This window comes from Tenacibaculum maritimum NCIMB 2154 (genome assembly GCF_900119795.1).
Lineage (GTDB): Bacteria > Bacteroidota > Bacteroidia > Flavobacteriales > Flavobacteriaceae > Polaribacter > Polaribacter maritimus.
Genome location: NZ_LT634361.1, coordinates 892,774 through 913,898 on the forward strand (window position 1 = coordinate 892,774; position 21,125 = coordinate 913,898).

At 32.1% G+C, this 21,125-nt stretch carries 14 protein-coding genes; 2 read left to right on the plus strand and 12 right to left on the minus strand.

Features of this window, described 5'->3' with window-relative positions; all coding sequences use genetic code 11:
- Window positions 1-6: 6 nt before the first annotated feature.
- From MARIT_RS15680 to MARIT_RS04255, 4 genes are all read right to left on the minus strand, one after another.
- Window positions 7-375 carry a DoxX family membrane protein gene (locus tag MARIT_RS15680; RefSeq protein WP_100210860.1) on the minus strand — a complete coding sequence of 123 codons (369 nt, stop codon included), beginning with the start codon at window positions 373-375 and terminating at the stop codon, window positions 7-9.
- 68 nt (window positions 376-443) lie between these two features.
- Complete coding sequence (locus MARIT_RS04245) at window positions 444-1,877, minus strand: M20/M25/M40 family metallo-hydrolase (protein WP_100210861.1); 1,434 nt, start codon at window positions 1,875-1,877, stop codon at window positions 444-446.
- A 44-nt stretch (window positions 1,878-1,921) separates the two neighbouring features.
- Window positions 1,922-3,688 carry a TonB-dependent receptor gene (locus MARIT_RS04250; RefSeq protein ID WP_136437752.1) on the minus strand — a complete coding sequence of 589 codons (1,767 nt, stop codon included), beginning with the start codon at window positions 3,686-3,688 and terminating at the stop codon, window positions 1,922-1,924.
- A gap of 5 nt (window positions 3,689-3,693) precedes the next feature.
- The gene (locus MARIT_RS04255; protein ID WP_100210863.1) at window positions 3,694-6,660 is read right to left on the minus strand and encodes a tetratricopeptide repeat protein; all 2,967 of its coding nucleotides are present in this window, start codon (window positions 6,658-6,660) and stop codon (window positions 3,694-3,696) included.
- Between the two features lie 180 nt (window positions 6,661-6,840).
- On the opposite strand from MARIT_RS04255, the gene MARIT_RS04260 reads away from it, so the two are divergent.
- Together MARIT_RS04260 and MARIT_RS04265 are read left to right on the plus strand one after the other, a co-directional pair.
- Entirely contained in the window at window positions 6,841-7,527 is a 687-nt protein-coding gene (locus MARIT_RS04260) for a cell division ATP-binding protein FtsE (protein ID WP_024741658.1), read from the plus strand.
- A complete protein-coding gene (locus MARIT_RS04265; protein WP_100210864.1) occupies window positions 7,524-8,402 on the plus strand; it encodes a glycosyltransferase family 2 protein in 879 nt (292 codons plus the stop codon). The genes MARIT_RS04260 and MARIT_RS04265 overlap by 4 nt, the downstream gene beginning before the upstream one ends.
- Window positions 8,403-8,765: 363 nt before the next feature.
- Here MARIT_RS04265 and MARIT_RS04270 read toward each other — a convergent pair whose 3' ends face one another.
- The 8 genes from MARIT_RS04270 to porU form a co-directional block, all read right to left on the minus strand.
- On the minus strand, window positions 8,766-9,851 hold the full coding sequence (locus MARIT_RS04270; RefSeq protein ID WP_100210865.1) for a glycosyltransferase: 1,086 nt from the start codon (window positions 9,849-9,851) through the stop codon (window positions 8,766-8,768).
- Window positions 9,852-10,056: 205 nt separating this feature from the next.
- Window positions 10,057-10,989 (minus strand): malate dehydrogenase, encoded by a 933-nt coding sequence (gene mdh / locus MARIT_RS04275; protein WP_100210866.1) that lies wholly within the window; start codon window positions 10,987-10,989, stop codon window positions 10,057-10,059.
- Between the two features lie 311 nt (window positions 10,990-11,300).
- Window positions 11,301-12,926 (minus strand): amino acid ABC transporter substrate-binding protein, encoded by a 1,626-nt coding sequence (locus tag MARIT_RS04280; RefSeq protein WP_024741654.1) that lies wholly within the window; start codon window positions 12,924-12,926, stop codon window positions 11,301-11,303.
- 26 nt (window positions 12,927-12,952) lie between these two features.
- On the minus strand, window positions 12,953-14,488 hold the full coding sequence (guaA, locus tag MARIT_RS04285) for a glutamine-hydrolyzing GMP synthase (protein ID WP_024741653.1): 1,536 nt from the start codon (window positions 14,486-14,488) through the stop codon (window positions 12,953-12,955).
- A gap of 83 nt (window positions 14,489-14,571) precedes the next feature.
- A complete protein-coding gene (locus MARIT_RS04290; RefSeq protein ID WP_100210867.1) occupies window positions 14,572-15,636 on the minus strand; it encodes a 3-oxoacyl-ACP synthase III family protein in 1,065 nt (354 codons plus the stop codon).
- Between the two features lie 331 nt (window positions 15,637-15,967).
- Window positions 15,968-16,450, minus strand: a complete 483-nt coding sequence (gene cdd / locus MARIT_RS04295; RefSeq protein WP_100210868.1) for a cytidine deaminase — start codon at window positions 16,448-16,450, stop codon at window positions 15,968-15,970.
- An 88-nt stretch (window positions 16,451-16,538) separates the two neighbouring features.
- Window positions 16,539-17,627, minus strand: a complete 1,089-nt coding sequence (gene porV, locus MARIT_RS04300) for a type IX secretion system outer membrane channel protein PorV (protein ID WP_024741650.1) — start codon at window positions 17,625-17,627, stop codon at window positions 16,539-16,541.
- Between the two features lie 38 nt (window positions 17,628-17,665).
- Window positions 17,666-21,055 carry a type IX secretion system sortase PorU gene (gene porU, locus MARIT_RS04305; RefSeq protein ID WP_100210869.1) on the minus strand — a complete coding sequence of 1,130 codons (3,390 nt, stop codon included), beginning with the start codon at window positions 21,053-21,055 and terminating at the stop codon, window positions 17,666-17,668.
- Window positions 21,056-21,125 lie beyond the last annotated feature (70 nt).

Below are 21,125 nucleotides of genomic sequence, written 5' to 3' on the forward strand. Positions count from 1 at the left end.
GGGTAATTATTTTGATTCATTTTTGTAAAGAGCCCAGGGCCAAGCTATAAAAAGAAACTGAACAGCAATTCTTATATATGCAGCTGTTTTAGATCCGATAGCTGGATTTTCTTTAAACGCATCCCAAATATGTAAAGGCATGAATAATAACATTAAAAGAAAGATGCCATAGGCAGCTTTTTTCTGATATCCCTTGATAAAGAGTCCTATTCCTAATAACATTTCTGCCGCTCCAGAAACATAGTTCGTAGCTAGTTTTGGAAGAAAATCAGGAATCAATCCATTGTAGAATTCAGGTTTGTAAAAATGATTAAAGCCTCCATAAATTAAGAAAATGGCTAAAAGAATTTTTAAGATTAAAAAAAGGTATTTCATTGTGGGTAATTTTTAATAAGTATTAATATTTGTATTCATTTTTAGGGATCACAGATTTATATGTTGTATTAAGGTTTTACAGTATTGTTATGGTATAAATATTTATCCATCAAATAAACAATGCTAGCCATAGAAGCACTTCCTAGCTCTAATTCGCGTTTATGCACTTTGTCAAAAGTATCCGTAGTGGCATGATGATAATCAAAATAGCGTTGAGAGTCAGGTCTATACCCTACTAAGGTGATATGTTCATTCTTCAATTGACTAATATCAGGACCGCTTCCTCCCATAATAAGATCATGGAGTCCGTAAGGAGCTAGTATTTTTTTCCAACTTTGTATAAGGTGCAAATTTTTCCGATTTGCATCAATAGAAAAACCTCTAGGGGTATGCCCTCCAGCGTCAGACTCTAAAGCACTGATATGAATTTCTCCATTTTCTTTTGCTAAGCGGGCATATTCTTTAGCACCTCGCATTCCATTTTCTTCATTCATAAAAAATACGATACGTATTGTATGATTTGGCTTAACCTTATTAGACTTAAGTAAATAGGCAACTTCTAAGGCTTGTACAATTCCTGTTCCATCATCATGAGCACCATCTCCTAAATCCCAAGAATCCAAATGTGCTCCTACAACCATAATTTTATCAGGGTATTTATTTCCTTTTATTTCACCAACAACATTAAAAGAGGGGGCATCAGGCAAGTTTTGGCAGTTTTGCTTAAAGTAAAACTTCAATTGAGGATATTCTTTTAAATGTTTACTTAAGTTTTCAGCAGCGAGAGAGCTAATAGCAGCGGCAGGAATATAAGCAGTTTTAGGAAGCTTTCCATAACTCATAGCCCCAGTATGCGGATTATTGTTAATTCCGTTAGTCATAGAACGAACAATCACTCCTTTTGCTCCAAATTTTCCTACAGTAGCAGCTCCAGAGAAACGTTGCTTTACGCAACCTCCATAGGCTTTGAATGTTTGTATAAAGGTATTGTCAAAAGCTCCATTAAAGAAAATAATTTTACCAGCAGCACTGCTTCCTAGTTTTTCCGCTTCTTCAATATTTTTTACTTCTATGACTTCAGCATTAATACCACTTAAAGGAGTAGCTATGGAGCCACCAAGAGCACAAATAGGAACGGTTATTTTTTTATTGTTGACGATATAACTAGCTTCTTCTTTTTCACCTCTTACCCAGTGAGGAACCATGATAGGTTGTAACCATACCGAGTCTAGCCCCACTGCTTCCATTTGTTTTTTACCCCAAATTACAGCTTTTTCAGCTCCTTTAGAACCCGAAAGACGACTGCCTATATTGGTAGTTAAATCTCGTAACCATTCATAGGATTTACCTTTAGTAAGTGCAGTATTGAATAAGTGCTTTACTTGTGTGGAATCTACCTTTTCTTGGTTAGAAGAAAATAGGTTACCTACTTTTTGGGAGGTATTAGGTTTACAAGAAACCAACCATATCCCAATGACTAGGAGTTGAAGAAGTTTGTTCATTTTACGTAATTTAAAGCCTTCAAAATTACGTAAAATGAATGGTTCTAAAAATCAAAATTCCAAGTTATTCCAGCTAAGGCTTGGAAGCCTTGTACATTGAAATTTGTATAACGTTGATAGTTACTGTTTAAGGCATTATTTACTTTAATAAAAGCAGAGAATGAATCACTAAAATAGTATCCTCCACTTAAATTGACGTCTATATAATCTTCAAGAGCGATAGGAGCAGGAACGTAAGGAAAAACGTCTTCGTAAAAAGCTCCTTTACGACCACTTGCAAAGAGTATATTAGCGTTAGCATACCATTTCTTGGTTTTGTATTTAGCAAATAACTCACCTTCAATTTCAGGTAGATTCCAAGGAGCTAATTCCTTGGTTAAGGAAAAATTATTAAATTGACCATTAGCACCAAGTATTAAATTTTTAAATACATTGTACTCTATTTCTCCAAAAAAACTAACAGTGGTAATATTGTCATAAGCAACCTTAAAAGAATTTCCATACTCATAGCCATAGAATAAAAAACCAGTATTAGAGCCAGTTCTGATTCCATTAGATTTAGAGTTGTTAGCTAAAAAGAAAGGTTTGTCTTCTTCTTTTTTGTAGCTTATTTTGGTATTATAATTAACGTCTTGAGAAAGTTTACCTCTAAATCCTCCAAAAAAGTGATAAGCTTCATTTGTTTGTAATATAGTAAGCGTTGGTGAAACAAATGGGTTGGTATTGGCAAATTCTTTATAAGTATTGGAGTGCAGGTCACCAGAAGCACCTATATATAAGTTAGCGTAGTCTTTGATAACAGGGTAAGCGACTTCTACATCAGGATACACAAGAAAAATAGATTCATTATTATGAGTATCAACAGAAAAATATCCTTTTGCCCCTATCTTAATATCAAAATCTTCTGCAAGGAAACGATAATGTGGATTTACGCCCAAAGTAAAAAAACTATATGTTATAGGTTGTAAATCTCTGTAAGAGTAAGCAAAATTTCCTCCTAGGAAATTTACTGAAACATTTAAGGATAGGTCATTTAAATTTCTGTGAATTCGATCAAGAGGAAACGCTAGCTTAGCCTTGAAATCGACATCAAATTCGCTACTATCTAAAACATCAGAGAAATGAGCTATGGATAGATTTCCTTCTTGAATATAAGAATCTTCAAATACCACTTCTCCAAAAACTTTATAAGATTTATAAGTTTGTTCTTCTTCAATGGCTTCTAAAGTACCCTCCGTAAAGTTTATATTGTTAGGTAATCCGTACCAATTGTATTTATTCCGATTTATATTGAGACCAGCTTTCCAGTCAAAGTAGCGCTCTTTCCTTTTATAAAACAAGTTGAGTTTGGTATTGTAAAAGGAGCTGCTTAGTTTACTATTTTCAACAGGGTTTATGGAGAGTAGAAATTTAGCATATACTCCAAATTCATCATCGTAATAAGTTTTTCTTCGTACATAAGCTTCTAGGAGGGGAGTTGTTTTATTTCCCAAACCTAAAGAGAAGTAATTGTTGTATAGATGTTCTTTTTCCCCTAGGTCAATAGTTTTCATAGTTCCACTTTTAGGAATGAAAGTAGAAGCTACCGGAACGGAAAACATAGTATATTCTAATGCTTTTCTTTCTGTGTTTTTAGAATGCTTAATAGCAGGTTTCTTTTTTATTTTGAAAGCATCAGTAACTTTAGGCGCGTAAGAGGTTACTACATTGATGACCTCTGTTTTTATGGTATCTTTTTTTATAGAAGGTTTATCTTGCGCTATTATAAACTGACCAACAAACAAGAGTACAAATAAGATGTGTTTTTTCATTGATTTTAGTTTTGCTGAGGTGTTACCGATTCGTTAGTTTTGGCTTCGTTGTTTTTGATGGTACGCAATTCGTTTTTAGCTTCTCGAATTACATCTTCATACTGTGTAAAGTTTTGAATGATATTTTCTAAAATATAGGTTGCTTGGTAAGCATCTTTCAAAGCATAATAGTTTTTTGCCATAATGATATAGCTTTTAACCCCCCAGTATTTGTACATAGAATAGTTGGCAATTAAGTTTTGAATAATCTTATTGGATAATTCATATTCTTTTGTGTCATGTTTAAAAAAGGCATTATAGTATAGGCTTTCTGCTTTTAATTTGCCTACAGCTTTTTTACCCACTTCATTAAAGTATTCTTCCGCAGTCATATAATCGTTTGTTTGGAAAGCTGCACGGGCAATAATAATTTTAGCATCTTCTTCCACAGAAGGCTCTATTTTTCCGTTGCTTAGCACTTTTTCAGCATACTCAATAGCTTTTAGGTAATCTTTTCCTTGGTAGTATCCTTTCATTAAATTACTTAAAGCGTAAGTCAAATTTTGAGGGTAATTAGCTTCCTGCTCTAATCGTTTTAATAAAGGCATTGCATTATTCCAATCATTTTTTTCAAGATATAGTTGCGATAATTTATTAAGAGACTCTTCGCTATATTCGCTTTTTTGTTGCGTTACAACGAATGTATAGTGAGGAATTGATTGTATAGCTTGATTGGTTTTTAGGTATAATTGAGCTAGATGAAAATGAGCTTTCAATATATGAAGTCCATTCGGGAAAGCTTCGAGGTATTTATGGAATCCTTCAATAGCGGGAGCCGTTTTATTTTCTAAGAATTTGTTTTCAGCAGCTTCAAAAGTGGCATTGTCTAAATCGGCATTTGATACATTTATAAAATTAATGTTTTTAACCCAGTCTGCATACTCATCTACCCTTCCAAGATCAATATATACATTACGAGCATTGGTAACGGCTTGTTTTGCTTCATTTGAATTAGGGTGATTTGCCACTACTTCCTTAAACTTAGAAAGCGCTTTTTCAGTATTGTTTTCACCGTAAAACAGCAATCCTTGACGTAGTAAAACATTGGGTACATAGCTACTTTTAGGGTGATTTGTTAACAAGTCATGATAAGCTTCTTGTGCCTTAGCGTTATTTCCAAGACTAGTATAGGTGCTTGCTAGTTGGAAGCGTGCATCATCTTTTAACTGTGAATGATCATAGTTGTTGATAACTGCCAATAAATCATCTATTTTATTAGTATTATTACCCGCTAGTCCATTACTCATGGCTTTTTGATATTGTGCATAATCTGAACCAATGGCTCCATCTGCTATTACTTTGTCATAAGACTGAATAGCATCATTGTATTGCTTCGTAGCATAAAAAGAATCTCCTAATCTATTTGAAGCATCTCCATTTAAATCAAGATCATTTACTTTATGATTTAAAAAGCGTTGAAAGTAATTGGTTGCTTCTTTGTATTTTTTTAATTTAAAATAAGCATAGGCAATATTATAGTCTAAATTATCAGCTTCTTCAATAGAAGTATTTTTTAGTAATAAGAAGTTTTGCAATGCTTTTTCATACCCTCCTTGCAAATACTCAATTTCTGCATTCCAAAACAAAGCTTTGTCTCGAATATCTTGCGCATTAGAAGTAGCAGCAATGGTAAAAAAGGTACGAGCTTTATTTAGCTTTTGTTCATTGAATAATTGAATTCCTCGATACAAAGCAACTTCACTGGCAAAAGCTTCATTTTCTGGAGATTTATGAGATATTAAATATACCAAAGCACCTTCATAGTCTCCTTGATGTAAGTAAGAGGTAACTAGTAATTGTCTAATTTCATTAGTATTAGGTGTATTAGGGTATTTTATTAGGTATTCTTTGAGTACTTCAGGAACACTTTTGTAGGGATTTCCTTCTTCATAACTTAATTTCGCATAATTGAGAGCAGCTCCTTCTGTAACTTTTACATCAAACCTCATTTCGCTAGCATTCTTAAAGGCGTTTAAAGCTTCAGGTTTTTTGTTTAGTTTTAGATAGCATTCTCCTAAGTGGTAGTAAGCATTTTGAGCAACAATATTTTTAGCCCCAATAATTTTATTAAAATTACGAATAGCATTTTCAAAATCTCCTTGTTTATAATAAGCATAACCTAAATAATAGTAATCCGTGTTATTCCATTTTCCTTTTTTTCCTTTATATTGAGTTAGGTATGGAATAGCTTCTTTGTATTTTTTTAGATTAAAATAGCTTTCTCCAATGATTTTAGATATTTGAGATTGCTGTTTTTTGTCTGCTTTAGGAAGTATGCTTTTTCCTATTTGAATGGATTTTTCAAATTTTCCTGATTTAAAGCTAATATCCAATAAATAATAATTCGCTTTTGATTTATAGGTGGCATTGTCTGCTAAATGACTCAGATTATTTTCAGCTTCTCCAAAGTTTTCTTCTTTGTAAGCAATATATCCATAGTAGTAGCGAGCATCATTTCCGAATTGAGGATCTCCTAGTAAGGTTATAAATTTTTCTTTTGCTTTTTTCAAGTAACCAGAAGCTAGTAAAGCATAACCCATTTTAAAATTTAATACTCTACGATCTTCATTATTCAGTAAATCTTCATTTACCTTTTCGTACCACTTTAAAGCATGAGCAGCTTTTTGGTTAGCGAAATAATAATTTCCAACATTTAAAAAAGCTTTTTCTTTTTTACTACTATAAGGATAGTTTTTGACAAAGTTAAGGACTTTTTGATTTGCATCAATTTGTTTCAGATGAATAGCAGACATGGCTTCATAATAAGCAGCATTTGCTTTGACATTTTGATTAGGCTCAGCTTCTTTTGTTATTTTTTCAAATAATTGCTGTGCTGGAGCATAGCTTTTGTTGAAAAATAATGTGACAGCTTTGTGATAATCAGTGTTTTTATGATAATCTATAGCAGTTGTCTGCGCTACGATATGGCTCATGAAAATGAAAGGAAAAAAGCAGAAAAAGCTCTTTTTAAAATAAATAAATTTCATATTTTTTGCGTTATCTAAAAGGTATAACGTTGTTTTTTTGTTTTTGTTGAAAAAGATTGCATCAAAAATAATAAATGTTATATAATTACGTAATAAAATTTTAGTTTTGTAAGAAAGTATATCATAATGGAGAAACCTGTTTTACATCTTGAAAATGCTGATATATATCAGCGAGATAGCTTAGTGTTATCAAAAGTAAATTTTACCTTGAATAAAGGCGATTTCTATTATTTGATAGGGAAAACGGGTAGTGGTAAAAGTAGCTTATTGAAAACGCTATATGGCGATCTACGTTTGCAACGTGGGTTAGGATCTATTGTAGGGTTTGATTTAAAAAAAATGAGAGAAAAGGATATTCCTTTCTTGAGAAGAAAGTTAGGAATTGTATTTCAGGATTTTAAATTATTAAATGATAGAAATGTATTTGATAATTTAGAGTTTGTATTGAAAGCTACAGGGTGGAAGAACAAACAAGAAATGAAAGAGAAGATTTATGAGGTATTGGACAAGGTAGGAATGAAAGAAAAATATTATAAAAATACTTTTGAGCTTTCAGGAGGAGAACAGCAGCGTGTAGCAATAGCGCGCGCATTATTAAATGATCCTGACTTGATTCTTGCAGACGAACCTACGGGGAATTTAGACCCTAAAACTTCACTGGAGGTAATGGAGCTATTGAATACAATTCATAAGAATGGAAAAACTATTCTAATGGCAACTCATGATTACCAGTTGATTGTGAAATTTAAGCAACATACAATAAAATGTGAAGGGGGAGAATTGTTTGAAGTAGTTCAGCAAACGGTATCATGATTTCTGTTTTGATTCCAGCTTACAATTGGAATGTATATCCTTTAGTACTGGCTCTTTACAACCAACTAGAGGAAGAAGATATTCCTTTTGAAATTTTAGTAATAGATGATGCTTCTGAGTCAGAATTTCATCCTTTAAATCAAAAAATTAATAGTATTGAACATTGTAGTTTTCAGTCTTTAAAAAAGAATATTGGGAGAGGTAGTTTACGTAATTTGTTAGCTTCACAATCCGTATATGATTGGCTGTTATTTTTGGATTGTGATGTAAAACCCATTGGTAGAGGATTTGTTAAAAAATATATAGCGGTAGCTAAAAAAGCTAAAGGAACTGTTTTTTGTGGAGGAATAGCTTATAGAAAGGAAGATAGAAGCAAAGGAGAGTTACGTTATAATTTTGGTGTAAAGAGTGAAGAGGTTGCTTTAAGTGTAAGAGAAAAACGGCCTATTAAGTACTTTTTTACAGCAAACTTTTTTATACATAGAGATATTTTTGACAGAATTCATTTTGAAGAATCTCTTAAAAAGTATGGGAGAGAAGATTTATTATTTGCCAGTACCTTAGAAAAGGAAGGGGTGTTTATAAAACAAATTGAAAATAGGGTATATCATTTAGGAATAGATTCTAATGAAGTTTTTACCATGAAAACGATGCAAGCTACGGAGAACCTGTTTTTTTTAGCTGATAATAAACTTGTTAAAGAAAGAGATCATTTATTGCTAAGAGTAGCATTACTGTTAAATGATTGTAAAATAGGAGTTTTTTTTGGGAAAAAACATGCTTATTTTAAAAAAAAAGCTATTGAAAACTCATCGGTTATTTATTTGAACCTTTTGAAAATGAGTTATTTATGTTTTTTGTTTAATAGGAAGTAAGAGAAATATCAACGTTAATTTATAGTAAAACTTTACCAGAAAAGGAAATCTTAAAAAGACAATTTTTCCATTCTAAAAGAGAAGATAGGTTATTTTTTTACAGATAATTTACTACCTAAAGACTTGGCAATGGAAGTACATAAGAAGTTTCCTAGAAGAGAGGACGCTATTTTAAAAAAGAACTTAAGAGAATATAAATATATTGCTTATCAAATGAACCAATATGATCGTTTGTAGGAAGAAGTAATCTATGCTTTTCAAGAAAGAGAGATGGAGTGAAATTAATCAAAAATATTTGTAGATAAGAAAAAAGATTTGCTAGCAAATATATGTAGGAGGGTTTTCATTGATGGAAGTATAATTTTATTTAAGATTTTTAAAAACGTCATATAAAACTGTTTCTTCATTAGCCCAAATAAGTTGCTCTTTTGCTTTTTTAAGGGCATGGGTGTATTCTTTTGGGCAGAAGCTCTCAATTATTGTGGCTAGCTTTTTAGGAGTTCTATCAGTTACAATTTTACCGATTTGGTATTGAGAAACAATTTGCTTCATTTCAGGTAAATCAGAGGTTAAAACAGGAATTTCTGCTTGAATATAATCAAAAAGTTTATTGGGTAATGCGTATCTGTAATTGAGTCCTAGATCTTCTTCTAAACTAATTCCAATATCAGCGTTTGGGGTAATTTTCTGAAGTTCTATTGGTGTTTTTTTTCCGAGGAATATAACTTTTTTTTGAAGATTTTTACGAGCTACTTTTTGCTGGAGTATTTTTAGTATATCGCCATCTCCTACAATTAAAAAGAGGTGGTTTTTTAGGAAAGGAATCGTATCTATTATTAATTCTAGCCCCCTTCCTATGTTTACAACTCCTTGGTATAGAATTATTTTTTTACCTTCTGTATTAAGAGGGAGAGGTGCTTTAGTATATTTTTTCTTTTGAGGTAGGTTTCTAACTATTTTAAAATTGGTACGGTATTTTGAATTATAGTGTTCAGCAATGCTTTTAGATACGGTATAAGAATTTTTTATTTTAGGTAGCAGCATATTTTCAAGAGATTGCCAAACTTTTTTTATAATGGGTTTATTGATTAGTTCAGGGCTTTCTGAGAAAAGTTCGTGACTATCATATATAAGTTTTTTTTGTTGAACTTTACTAATAAGAAAATTGGCAGGTAAGGTATCTAAGTCATTTGATAAGAGCAGCTCTTTCTTGGTAAATAAGAGCTTGAAAAATAAGCGGATATTGTATTCAGCGTAAAAGAGTATTCCTCTGTTAAATAAAAGTGTAAACCGTATAGTTTGATAAGGTCTATTGATAGGAGTGCTGTGGGGGTGTTTTCTACCGATTAATAAAATCGTATAATTGAGCTTTAATAAAGAGTTACAAACTTTTTCTACACGTTGGTCTGTGGTTAAATCGTTCGTTACAGAGATGATTATTTTCTTCAAGAGGGTATTTTCATTTTAAAGCCTTAAAGATAAAAAAGAAAAACCCACTTCAAGATCGAAGTGGGAAAATTGCTATGAAAAACTATGAAAAAGAAATAGTATTGCTATTTCTTGTACATATAGACGTGTTCTTTCTAAGAAACTTACAGATAAAAAAAAACTCGGGAAAATTTTCCCGAGTTTTTAAAAAAAGATATGTTTTTTTCTAAACGTTTAATGCTAAAGCTTCATTGTTCTTTTTAACAGCCTCCGCAGAAGATGCTAAGTGTTCTTTTTCAGCATCGCTTAGGTTGATTTCTACGATTTCTTCAATACCATTTTTCCCTAAAACAACAGGAACTCCGATACATAAATCAGATAAACCATACTCTCCTTCAAGTAATGTTGAACAAGGGTAAATTTTCTTTTGGTCGCAAGCAATAGCTTGTACCAATCCAGATACGGCAGCACCAGGAGCGTACCAAGCAGAAGTACCTAATAAACCAGTTAGTGTTGCTCCACCAACTTTGGTATCTTCTTTAACTTGATTTAATCTTTCTTCAGATAAGAATTCAGAAACAGGTACTGAGTTTCTAGTTGCTAAGCGAGTCAAAGGTACCATTCCTTTGTCAGAGTGCCCTCCAATAACCATTCCATCTACATCAGAGATAGGAGCTTCTAAAGCTTCAGCTAAACGATATTTAAAACGAGCAGAGTCTAATGCGCCTCCCATTCCAATAATTCTATTTTTAGGCAATCCAGTTGCTTTATGTACTAAATAGGTCATTGTATCCATTGGGTTTGAAACCACAATGATAATTGTGTTAGGAGAATGCTCAATTAAGCTTGAAGCAACTGATTTTACAATACCAGCATTGATTCCTAATAATTCATCACGAGACATCCCTGGTTTACGAGCAATACCAGAAGTAATTACGCAAATATCAGAGTTAGCGGTTTTACTATAATCTCCTGTAGTTCCTGTGATTTTTGTGTCAAAACCATTTAAAGAAGCTGTTTGCATTAAATCCATAGCTTTTCCTTCAGCAAAACCTTCTTTAATATCAACTAGTACAACTTCTGAAGCGAAGTTTTTAATAGCGATGTACTCTGCACAACTTGCACCTACGGCACCTGCTCCTACAACTGTTACTTTCATTTATTTTATTTTTAATTGTGATGATTAATTTATAAGTCATACAAAAATAGGTAATTGGAGGGTGATATGAAAATAATACTGTTTATAATGCTATTTGTCTTTTGAAATAGCTTTTCGTTTAAGATTATTTCAAATCTTAATTTAGCAGATTTGAAAGCGTTGTTATGTTATTGATTTCAGTATAAAAAGAATGTATTAAGGAGAGAAAGTAAAGGGTACGAGGTTACAAAGAGAGCAGGTATAAAAAAACTTCACTCATCTATAGTATTTTCATTTAGATGAATGAAGTTTATGTATTACTTTGCTTAAAGTTATCTTAATCGCGTAAGGCTTAAGTCACCATTATATCTAACGATAAAAAGCCCTTTATTACTTGTAGCTCCAAATAATTGTTTATCATAGTCAAATTTACTAACTAATCTGTATGAGCTTCCGTTTTTGAAAGTTTCTTTTAAGTTATTATCACTCGAAGCAAGTCTTGCTAATATATCGTAAGTGATATCAAAACCTTTGGTAGCATAACTAGAAGGTAATGTATTGTTTTTTAGTTCGTATTTTTTGTTAAAAAACATGCTGTGTTGCGTATTTTCATCGATGTATTCATCTGTAATATAAGTAAAGTTAATTCGCGCTAATTTATTATTATCAATTTTATCAAAAGCATCATTTTTTTCGAGAGTAAATACTTGAGCAGTTACTCTTTCAGGTAAAGATATCATACTGTTCAAAGCATCTGCAACAATGGCATTATCGTCAGAAATAACAATTACCCAGCTATGTGTTTTAGGTTTCATAATTTTGGTAAAACGCTCTTTTTTAATATAGCCTTTTTCAGGTTTTAATACGTGAGCTTTATAAATAGAATCATGTTGCTGTAGCTTATTGGAAATGCGTGCTATTTTAGCATTGGATTCCTTTGTATTGTCGCCAACGATAATAATATTTTCACCATTGAAATGATTTACTAAATAGTTGATTAATGTTTCTTCGTAGTTGATTTTACTCGGTGCTGTTTTCACAAGTTTCGAAGAAGAAAATTTATCTTGATGCTTAGAATACATTGGGAAAATTACTGGAGCCTTTACATTTTTAGCAACTTTTGTGGCCTCTTCAGAATAAAACGGTCCAATGATAACATCGGATTGAGCTAATTTTTCATCTGCTAGGATGGCATTGATGCGACTTCCTTTTCTATTCGTATCAAATACTTGTACATTGACAGTAACTCCCTGTCTTCTAATTGAATCAATTGCAATTTCACTTCCCATATAAAAATCAGTAACGATATTTGCTAATTTATTATCTTCAAAAATACTAGAAGGGCTTTTTGAAGCGTGTTGGTTTGCTCTAAAAGGAAGTAGCAAAGCAAGATTAATGGTTGCCTCTGCTTTAAAATTGTCTTCAAAAAGACTGTTTTCTTCTGTTTCAGTTTCTGTATCAGTAGGTTTGATTCTAATGATTTGCCCAATTTTTAATCCTTCACTTTTAATAGAAGGATTCAGCATGAATAGATCGTCAGGAGAGATGTTATAAAAGTGCGTCAACCCGTAAACAGTTTCCTTAGGTTTTACAACATGAACTACAAAGTTTTTTTTCGCTGTTTTCAATGCCGCATTTTCAGCAGTTTCACTTTTTTGTTCAACGGTATCTATTGGCACTTCCTTTTTTTTAGGAGTTACAGTAGCGGTTGTGTTTTTTGCTATTTGGTTTTGCTCTTTATTTGGGTTAGGAACAATGATGGTAGTATTTTCCTCTGGTTTTCTACCCACATCAGGATTTAAACGTAGTAAATCTTTTGTTTTAATATCAAATTTATTAGCAATATCACGCATTGTTTCTCCTTTTTTTGTTTTGTAAGAAACATAGCGTTTTTGTTGTCCGCAAGAAATAGTGAATGTTAAAATACTTAGTAAAACTAATAACTTTATTCTGTTCATTTAATTGAATCTTTTAATTGCTGTTTTTATTCCCACTCAATAGTTGCTGGTGGTTTAGAGCTTATATCGTAAACAACTCTATTTACTCCTTTTACTTTATTTATAATTTCATTAGATGTTTTTTGTAAGAACTCGTAAGGCAGGTTAACCCAATCAGCAGTCATTCCATCTGTGCTTTCAACAGCTCTTAGTGCAACTACTTTTTCATAAGTTCTTTCATCTCCCATAACTCCAACAGAGTTTACAGGAAGTAATATGGCACCAGCTTGCCAAACTTTGTCATACAATCCATTTTGTCTCAATCCGTTGATAAAGATAGCATCTACTTCTTGTAAAATACGTACTTTTTCAGGAGTAATATCTCCCAATATTCTAATGGCTAAACCAGGTCCTGGGAATGGATGACGTCCTAATAATTCTTTGTCAATTCCCATTGAGGCTCCAACTCTACGAACCTCATCTTTAAAAATCATACGCAATGGTTCTACTACTTTTAATTTCATAAAATCAGGCAATCCGCCAACGTTATGGTGACTTTTAATAGTTGCTGAAGGACCTCCATTGACTGAAACAGATTCTATCACATCAGGATAAATAGTACCTTGAGCTAACCATTTAGCATCTTTAATTTTACTCGCTTCATCATCAAAAACATCTATAAAAATCTTACCAATAGCTTTGCGTTTAGCTTCTGGGTCTGTTAAACTAGAAAGAGCTTCCAAAAAGCGTGCCGAAGCATCTACCCCTTTCACGTTTAATCCCATTCCTTCATATTGTTTTAGCACGTCTGAAAACTCATTTTTACGTAACAATCCATTATTGACGAAAATACAATATAGATTAGCACCAATTGCTTTATGTAATAATACAGCGGCTACGGTAGAATCTACCCCACCAGATAATCCTAAAACGACTTTGTCATTACCTATCTTTTCTTGTAGTTCGGAGACCGTTTTGTCAACAAACGAATCTGGTGTCCAGTTTTGTGAAACTCCTGCTATAGTAACTAAAAAATTTTCTAATAATTGTTTTCCATCAGTAGAATGATATACTTCAGGATGGAATTGAATGGCATAGGTAGTTTCTCCTTCTATTTTATAGGCAGCATTTGTAACGTCTTGAGTACTGGCTAATAAAACTCCGTTAGAAGGAAGTTCTTTGATAGTATCTGAATGGCTCATCCAAACTTGACTTCCTGTAGAGATGGAATTAAAGAAGCTCTCATTTTCTTTAATATAGGATAAATTAGCTCTACCATACTCTCTTGTGTCAGAAGGAGCCACTAATCCACCAGAGAAATGCGCTAAGTATTGGGCTCCATAGCATACCGCTAATAGTGGCTTTTTTCCTCTTATTTTTGATAAGTCTGGATGGGGAGCTACATCTGATCTAACAGAAGAAGGACTTCCTGATAGGATTACTGCCTTAAAATTTTCAAGGGTTGATGGAATTTTGTTATAAGGATGAATTTCACAATAGATGTTTAATTCCCTAACACGGCGCGCAATTAATTGTGTGTACTGCGAGCCGAAATCTAAAATAAGTACGTTGTGTTGTTGCATCCGCAAAAATAGTACTTTGATTTTATTTTTTTTTATAAAAAATACTTTTTTATAAAAACTTGAAAGATAGGTGTTTAAAAGATTTAATATTTATACACAATTGCATTGATGTTCATTCCTGAACCTACTGATGCTAAGATGATTATGTCTCCTTTTTCTACTTTTTGGTTTTCTATTTTACCTTTTAAGACTAAATCTAATAATGTTGGAACTGTGGCAACAGAACTGTTACCTAGTTTATGAATACTCATAGGCATTATTTCTTTTGGGACAGGTTTTTTGTAAAGTCTATAAAAACGTTTTAGGATAGCCTCATCCATTTTTTCATTAGCTTGGTGTATGAATATTTTTTTAACGTCCTCAATAGAAACACCACTTTTGTCTAAAGCAATCTTCATTGCATTGGGTACGTTTGTTAATGCAAATTCGTAGATTTTTCTACCATGCATTTTTATATAGCGTACGTCTGGGTTTTTATTTAGGTCGAAAGATTTTCCAAAAAATAAATAATAAGCTTCGTCTTTGGTGAAAGTTTGGCTTGCATGACTAATGATTCCAGAAGCAGTACTTTCAGAAGCTTCAATAATACAAGCACCAGCTCCGTCACTATAAATCATAGAATCTCTGTCATATTTATCAATAACTCTAGATAAAGTTTCACCTCCAATAACAAGTGCTTTTTTGGCAATACCAGCTTTTATAAAGGCTTGCGCTTGTATAACTCCTTCTACCCATCCAGGACATCCAAATAAAATATCATACGCAACGCAATTAGGATTTTCAATGCCTAGTAAATGTTTAACACGAGTAGCTAAACTAGGAAGGATATCACTTTGAATGGTATCTTTTTTGACATCTCCGAAGTTATGTGCAAAAATGATATAATCTAAATCTTCTATATTGATATTAGCATCTTCAATGGCTTTTCTAGCTGCAAAGTATCCTAAATCAGAGGCATTTAATTCTTTTTTAGCGTAGCGCCTTTCTGCAATACCTGTGATACTTTTAAACTTTTCTATAATTGTTTCATTATCAGTATTAAAGGAGCTTCCGTCTTGATTTAAAAAAAGAGCATCTGAAAAAAGATGATTCTCTTTTTTTATAGTTGGAATATAGGCTCCTGTTCCTGTAATTACTGATGATATCATAAATTATTTATATAGTTAATACCTACAAATGAAACGCTTTTAATATTTGGAAACAATTAAAATGTAGTGATTTTTTATATTTTTATAGATATCCTAACTAAGGGAGGTTTTTGAAATTTATTTGCAAAAAAGAGTCTGCTTAAATAGGAATTTCATAATCTGTTTACGAGTAAAGATTCTTATTACTTAGTACTATGCATCTATTGTAATATAAAAATACCTGTAACCGTTACTAAAATTACAGGTATTTTTATAGTGATACTTTAAAACAACTTCTAAATGATTTAGCAGAAAATAAGCTAATAAGAAATGTTTCTATTATTAGAAGTTTTTATAAGTAAGAGCTATCAAAAGAAAAAGGAAGCAAAGATAGTAACGATGTTGTTTTAATTATTTTTCCAACTTCCCCCATAAAAATGACCTCCATGGGTTCCTTTTGATTAATTTCATATTCAGATAATGTTTGACGACATGCACCGCAAGGACCAACGGGCTTGTCAACAGTGTTTTGCAAGGAAGAAGCAGTGATTGCTAGTTTCTTAACTTTCATTTGTGGGTATTCTGAACCGGCTTTCCAAATAGCAACACGTTCTGCACACATACCAGAAGGATATGCCGCATTTTCTTGATTGTTTCCTAAAATAATTTCTCCATTATCTAGTAAAAGAGCAACTCCAACATTGAATTTAGAGTAGGGGGCATAGGCCTTTTTTCTAGATTCAATAGCTTTTTCCATTAACATTTTGTCTTCTGGAGAAAGCTCTGTGATATTCTCATAAATGGTTGCTGAGGAAGTGAATTCTATTTTTTTCATGAAAAACTTTGGGTCAAAAAAAGCAGCCTTCAGACTGCTTTTATGTTTTGTAATATTTTACGAATTTAGTAAAAATTTAGATGCTATTCTAATAATCTTCATAAATCTGACCTAAATCAAATGCTAATGAGAATCGTAGGGTATTTTCCAGTGGGTTGTTAACATCAGAAGAATTAATTAGATAGGAAAGGTCTAATTTAAATGCTCGGGCTTTAAAACCAGCTCCCATTGTAAAGAATTGTCTAGCCCCTTTTTCAGCGCTTTCATGAAAGTAACCAGTTCTAATAGCAAAAGCATTATTGTATAAGTATTCAGCTCCTAATGCCCAAGTAGTTTCTTGTAGCTCCTCGCTAAAACTTCTATCACCTAAAGAGGTGAACATTCCATCAAACCAACCTTTATCTGATTGAGGAGTAGAAGGGACTAGTAGCTTTGTGAATTCTAAATTAACCCCTACAGTATTGTAATCGTCTAGAATGAAATCAAATCCTCCCCCTAACTTAGCATTTGTAGGAATAAAGTCATCGTTACTAGCAGTATAAGATACCTTAGGTCCAATATTGGTAATGTTAAATCCTAAACGGTAGCGCCCGTTGAAGGTACCATAATTTTCTTCTGGAGATCGATAGTAACCAGAAATATCAACAGCAAAAGAATTAATAGGATTTAAATTAGAATCTGAGCTTCTCAATTTGTAATTAGAGTGAATATATTTTAATCCGATACCCATGGAAAATTTCTCACTTAATTTTAATGCATAGGTACCTGTTATTGCTAGCTCATTAGGGTTTTCAGTACCTGTAGGATCTCCGTTAGGAGATGTTAGATTTACTGTTCCTAATGAAAAATATTTAAGATCTACTCCCCAAGCAGCATTTTCATTGAATCGGTTTACATAGGAAGCACCACCAACAAAAATATCATCAGTAAGGTTACGTAGCCAAGGTGTATAGTTAACACCAATACTTATTTGGTTTTCATTAAAAGCTGTTTTAGAAGGATTATGAAAAATGGAAAAAGCATCAGAAGAGGTGGCAACTCCTATATCTCCCATACCTCCAGCTCTAGCATCAGGCGTTATTAAAAGAAAGGGGGCAGCAGTAGTAATGCTTTTATTTTGCGCTTGCATTTTTAAAGCAAAGCAAGTTATTAGTAGTAATAAAGTTACTTTTTTCATTGATATAATTATTGTTATTAGGACAAATATCTGAATTTTTATTGAAGTATGACTAGTTTTTCATACTTCTCAGATACTAGATTGTTTATGGTTGATTTTACTTTTAATTTATATAAATATACTCCTTTTCCTATTTTATTACCAAAATCATCTAAACCGTTCCAAGTAATGCTTCGCGACAAATTACCGGTGGTTTGTATGTTTTGGTTAATTGTTTTAATTAGTTTACCCGATATTGTGAAAATTTGAACTTGCGCTTGTAAAGGCTCATTAGGTTTGTTATGATTAAACCAAAATTCTGTATAGTTCACAAACGGGTTTGGATAGTTTAATACATTATCCAGTACAAGTGTTGTGTCGCTCACAACCACAAAAGCTAACGTGACTTCCGAAGAATTATTATAAGTGTCCCAAGCTTTTATTTTAAGAGTGTGTTTTCCTACAGATAAATTGCGTAGTTGGTAAGTTACTTTTCCTTTAGTAAAGTCATCTAATTCAGTTTCATAATAATCATTCAAAATAGTAGGGTTGGATTGGTCATCGTCTAAAATAGCTATGATATCATGATCTACCGCAGTAACGGAAGTATTAATACCACTACTATCAGAAAGATTGATAATGAGGTTAGGAGAGGTATTTGTGTTTCCACCATCAATAAAAGAGTCATCATTCATAAAAGCCTTTATTGCAGGACCTGTAGTGTCTTTATTTGCATTTGGGTTAATTCCTCCTACAACAATATCAAAATTAGCACCAGATTTGTCTATTTTTTCATTGCTAGCATAAAAACTTAATTTACCTTTTCCATATGCTACTTTGATATCTTTAGGAACGATAAAGTCGAATTTGAAAGTACCATTTTTTATAGAAGATTTTCCTTTGAATAATTTACTTTCTTGAGAATCAAAAACCATTGTTACTCCAAAGTTATTATTATCGAGTGTCGTTTTATCAATAGGTTTGTCAAAAACAGTGGTAGCTAACGTACCGTTAAAATTATGTAAGAGATTGTTGTTTCGATCTGTAACAATTCCTTCAAAATTAACTTTAGATAGTGCTTTTAAAGTATCGGTGGCACTTGTGATACTTTTTCCATTCATTTTTGTTAATAAAATATTAGGTTTAGGAATGGCTAGTTGCATAGCCGGATCTCCAAAATAATAAATAAAGAATTTTTGAATGCTATTAGTTTCATTTTTTGTTTTAATCAAGTTTTCTGCAATGGATTTATCAGAGCCATCAAAGTTTAAAACATTATTAGCAAGTTTTTTGTTAAATCTTTCTCCTATGGGAATAAATACAGCTCTGGTTGTTGTAATCATGCTAACTGCTCCTCCTTTGGGATTAAGGAATAGTTTTTCTCCTGCGGTATTTCGTAAAGGATTGTCAAACCTAGAAAACTCACAAGTAACCGTAATGAATAGAGGTAAGGTATTAAAATTATTGAAGCTATTTATTTGTGGAATTTCTACGATTCTTTCACTAGCTAAGCCATCCTCTCCTCCATGACCAAAATAATTGAAAACCAAAGCGCCTTTTTCAATACTATTTGTAATTGCATTTTTAACTTGAGGATAGCGTTCTCCTCCAGAAGAATTTTCTTGTTTAAAGGCATCCGCATAAATTTTATTGATGTTTAAAATAGGTTTGTACTTTTTTATAGCGTCCGCAATTTCTTCTAAACCTCTCTGCAAGGTAATATCGGCACCTTGATCAATATCATCAGCAATTAAAGTAATTGTATTTCGCCAATCTCCAAAAGAAGTTTTATGATAATAACTAAGTATTTTGTCAACTACTATTTTAGCTTCCTGTTGTGTTGAAACAGGAATTCTTCCTGAGGCGATATCTATTGTGTCAGTAGCATTCATTCCACCTTTATTATTTCCAATCATTACAAAATAATCATCAGTAACATAAGAAGAAACTAAATCAAAACTTTGCGTTGCGTGGAAAGTAGGAACAATGTTGTTATTTCCATTGATTCTGTCTTTATAATCATAAGAGGAATCTCCAAAAAAGCAAACGTATTCTAGCTTCTTTGAAGCAGAAGAATTATCATGTAAATATTTGATAAAGTCTCTAATTCCTGTAATATCGGGAGACCCAGAAGCAAACTCATTATAAATTTGATTCAATGAAATGATTTGGGTAGAGAGGTTTGAGTTATTTTGATGATACTCTGCGAGTCTTTGAGCTTGTGAGACAAGCTCTTCAGAGGTTATAATTAAATATTGAATGTCTTTTAACCCATGTAAATTTTGATTAGAAATTTTAGGATTGCCAATAATTATAGGGGTGTAAAAGTCAGAAGAATTTAAGACAATAAATTCTTTTAGAGGCCCTCCTTTTGCTTTAAATTGAAAGCTGTTGGAATTTCCAAAAGAATTGATACTCTTAGGGTTTAAGTAGTCACTTACATCCCAAACTTGGAAAATGGCATTTGCATTTTCAATTTCATACTTAAAAACATTATTTGAATTTATAGTTGTAAAGTTACGAAATGAAAATTGTTTATTGTTTGCTCTTAGTTTTTTTAGGCCAATAACCTCTATAAAATCTAAGTAAGCTTTTGCAGAAGGAATTCCATTGTTGTTAAAAGTAATATTGATATTTATTTCGTCTGAATCACCAGCAGAAATTTTACCTTCTCCTTTTCTTAAGAAGGCTAAAGAGGAGGAGGAAGAATTGGATGTGGGAGGAAATGTTAAATTGATAGTGTTAACTCCATTAGCTATTAGTTTCATGGATGAAGTTGTAGGTGACTTACTAACAGCACTTAGTCTAATTGTTATTTCAGAATTAGGTACTGCATCGGGAAAATTAATTTTGAAGTTTCGAGTATTTTCAAAATTAAAATCTTCACCAAACCATAACCTTCCTACAGCAAAAAGGTTTTGATTTTCTTTTTCGTAAAAAATAAAATCATCAAAATTATGAATAGTATTGGTAGCACCTTCATTTGGTTGAATCATCTCAGTAATGCGCTTTCCTGGAGTATCCCCAATAGTAAGAAAATAAAAAGATTTATCTGAATAAATATTTTGCTGATGAGTAACAGATAAATTGGTGGTATTTATGTTCCAACTGTGAGGACCTTTGGCATAGAATAATATATAATCATCACTATTAAACTTGCGATCTTCTTCCCCTTTTACGTAAATAGCATTCTCTTGCAAACCATTTTTTCTGGGAGAAGTATTTAATTCAGGCAACATACTTCCTCCATTTCCATAAATTTTAATATTTTTAGGATTGATAGTGCTGGTATTGATTCCTAGGTTTTTAAGGAAATTAACATCTAATTTAAAAACACCTGTTGTATGTATTGAGAATTTATACCAATTACCTTCTGAAAGAATGCTATTTCTTTGGGAAAGGACACATAATGAGTATGTAAAGCAAAAAAGGAAAATTATTTTTTTCATATATTCTTACAAATTAACGAATTTTAATAATAGATATTTTAAATATACTAAAGAAATAAAAAAAACGTTA

Bases quoted from the DNA above. Each gene is read 5' to 3' on its own strand.
- MARIT_RS04250 (WP_136437752.1), bottom strand. From the start codon at position 3,688: ATGAAAAAACACATCTTATTTGTACTCTTGTTTGTTGGTCAGTTTATA.
- MARIT_RS04265 (WP_100210864.1), top strand. From the start codon at position 7,524: ATGATTTCTGTTTTGATTCCAGCTTACAATTGGAATGTATATCCTTTA.
- MARIT_RS04245 (WP_100210861.1), bottom strand. From the start codon at position 1,877: ATGAACAAACTTCTTCAACTCCTAGTCATTGGGATATGGTTGGTTTCT.
- MARIT_RS04255 (WP_100210863.1), bottom strand. From the start codon at position 6,660: ATGAGCCATATCGTAGCGCAGACAACTGCTATAGATTATCATAAAAAC.
- MARIT_RS04260 (WP_024741658.1), top strand. From the start codon at position 6,841: ATGGAGAAACCTGTTTTACATCTTGAAAATGCTGATATATATCAGCGA.
- cdd (WP_100210868.1), bottom strand. From the start codon at position 16,450: ATGAAAAAAATAGAATTCACTTCCTCAGCAACCATTTATGAGAATATC.
- porV (WP_024741650.1), bottom strand. From the start codon at position 17,627: ATGAAAAAAGTAACTTTATTACTACTAATAACTTGCTTTGCTTTAAAA.
- MARIT_RS04290 (WP_100210867.1), bottom strand. From the start codon at position 15,636: ATGATATCATCAGTAATTACAGGAACAGGAGCCTATATTCCAACTATA.
- guaA (WP_024741653.1), bottom strand. From the start codon at position 14,488: ATGCAACAACACAACGTACTTATTTTAGATTTCGGCTCGCAGTACACA.
- porU (WP_100210869.1), bottom strand. From the start codon at position 21,055: ATGAAAAAAATAATTTTCCTTTTTTGCTTTACATACTCATTATGTGTC.
- MARIT_RS04280 (WP_024741654.1), bottom strand. From the start codon at position 12,926: ATGAACAGAATAAAGTTATTAGTTTTACTAAGTATTTTAACATTCACT.
- mdh (WP_100210866.1), bottom strand. From the start codon at position 10,989: ATGAAAGTAACAGTTGTAGGAGCAGGTGCCGTAGGTGCAAGTTGTGCA.
- MARIT_RS15680 (WP_100210860.1), bottom strand. From the start codon at position 375: ATGAAATACCTTTTTTTAATCTTAAAAATTCTTTTAGCCATTTTCTTA.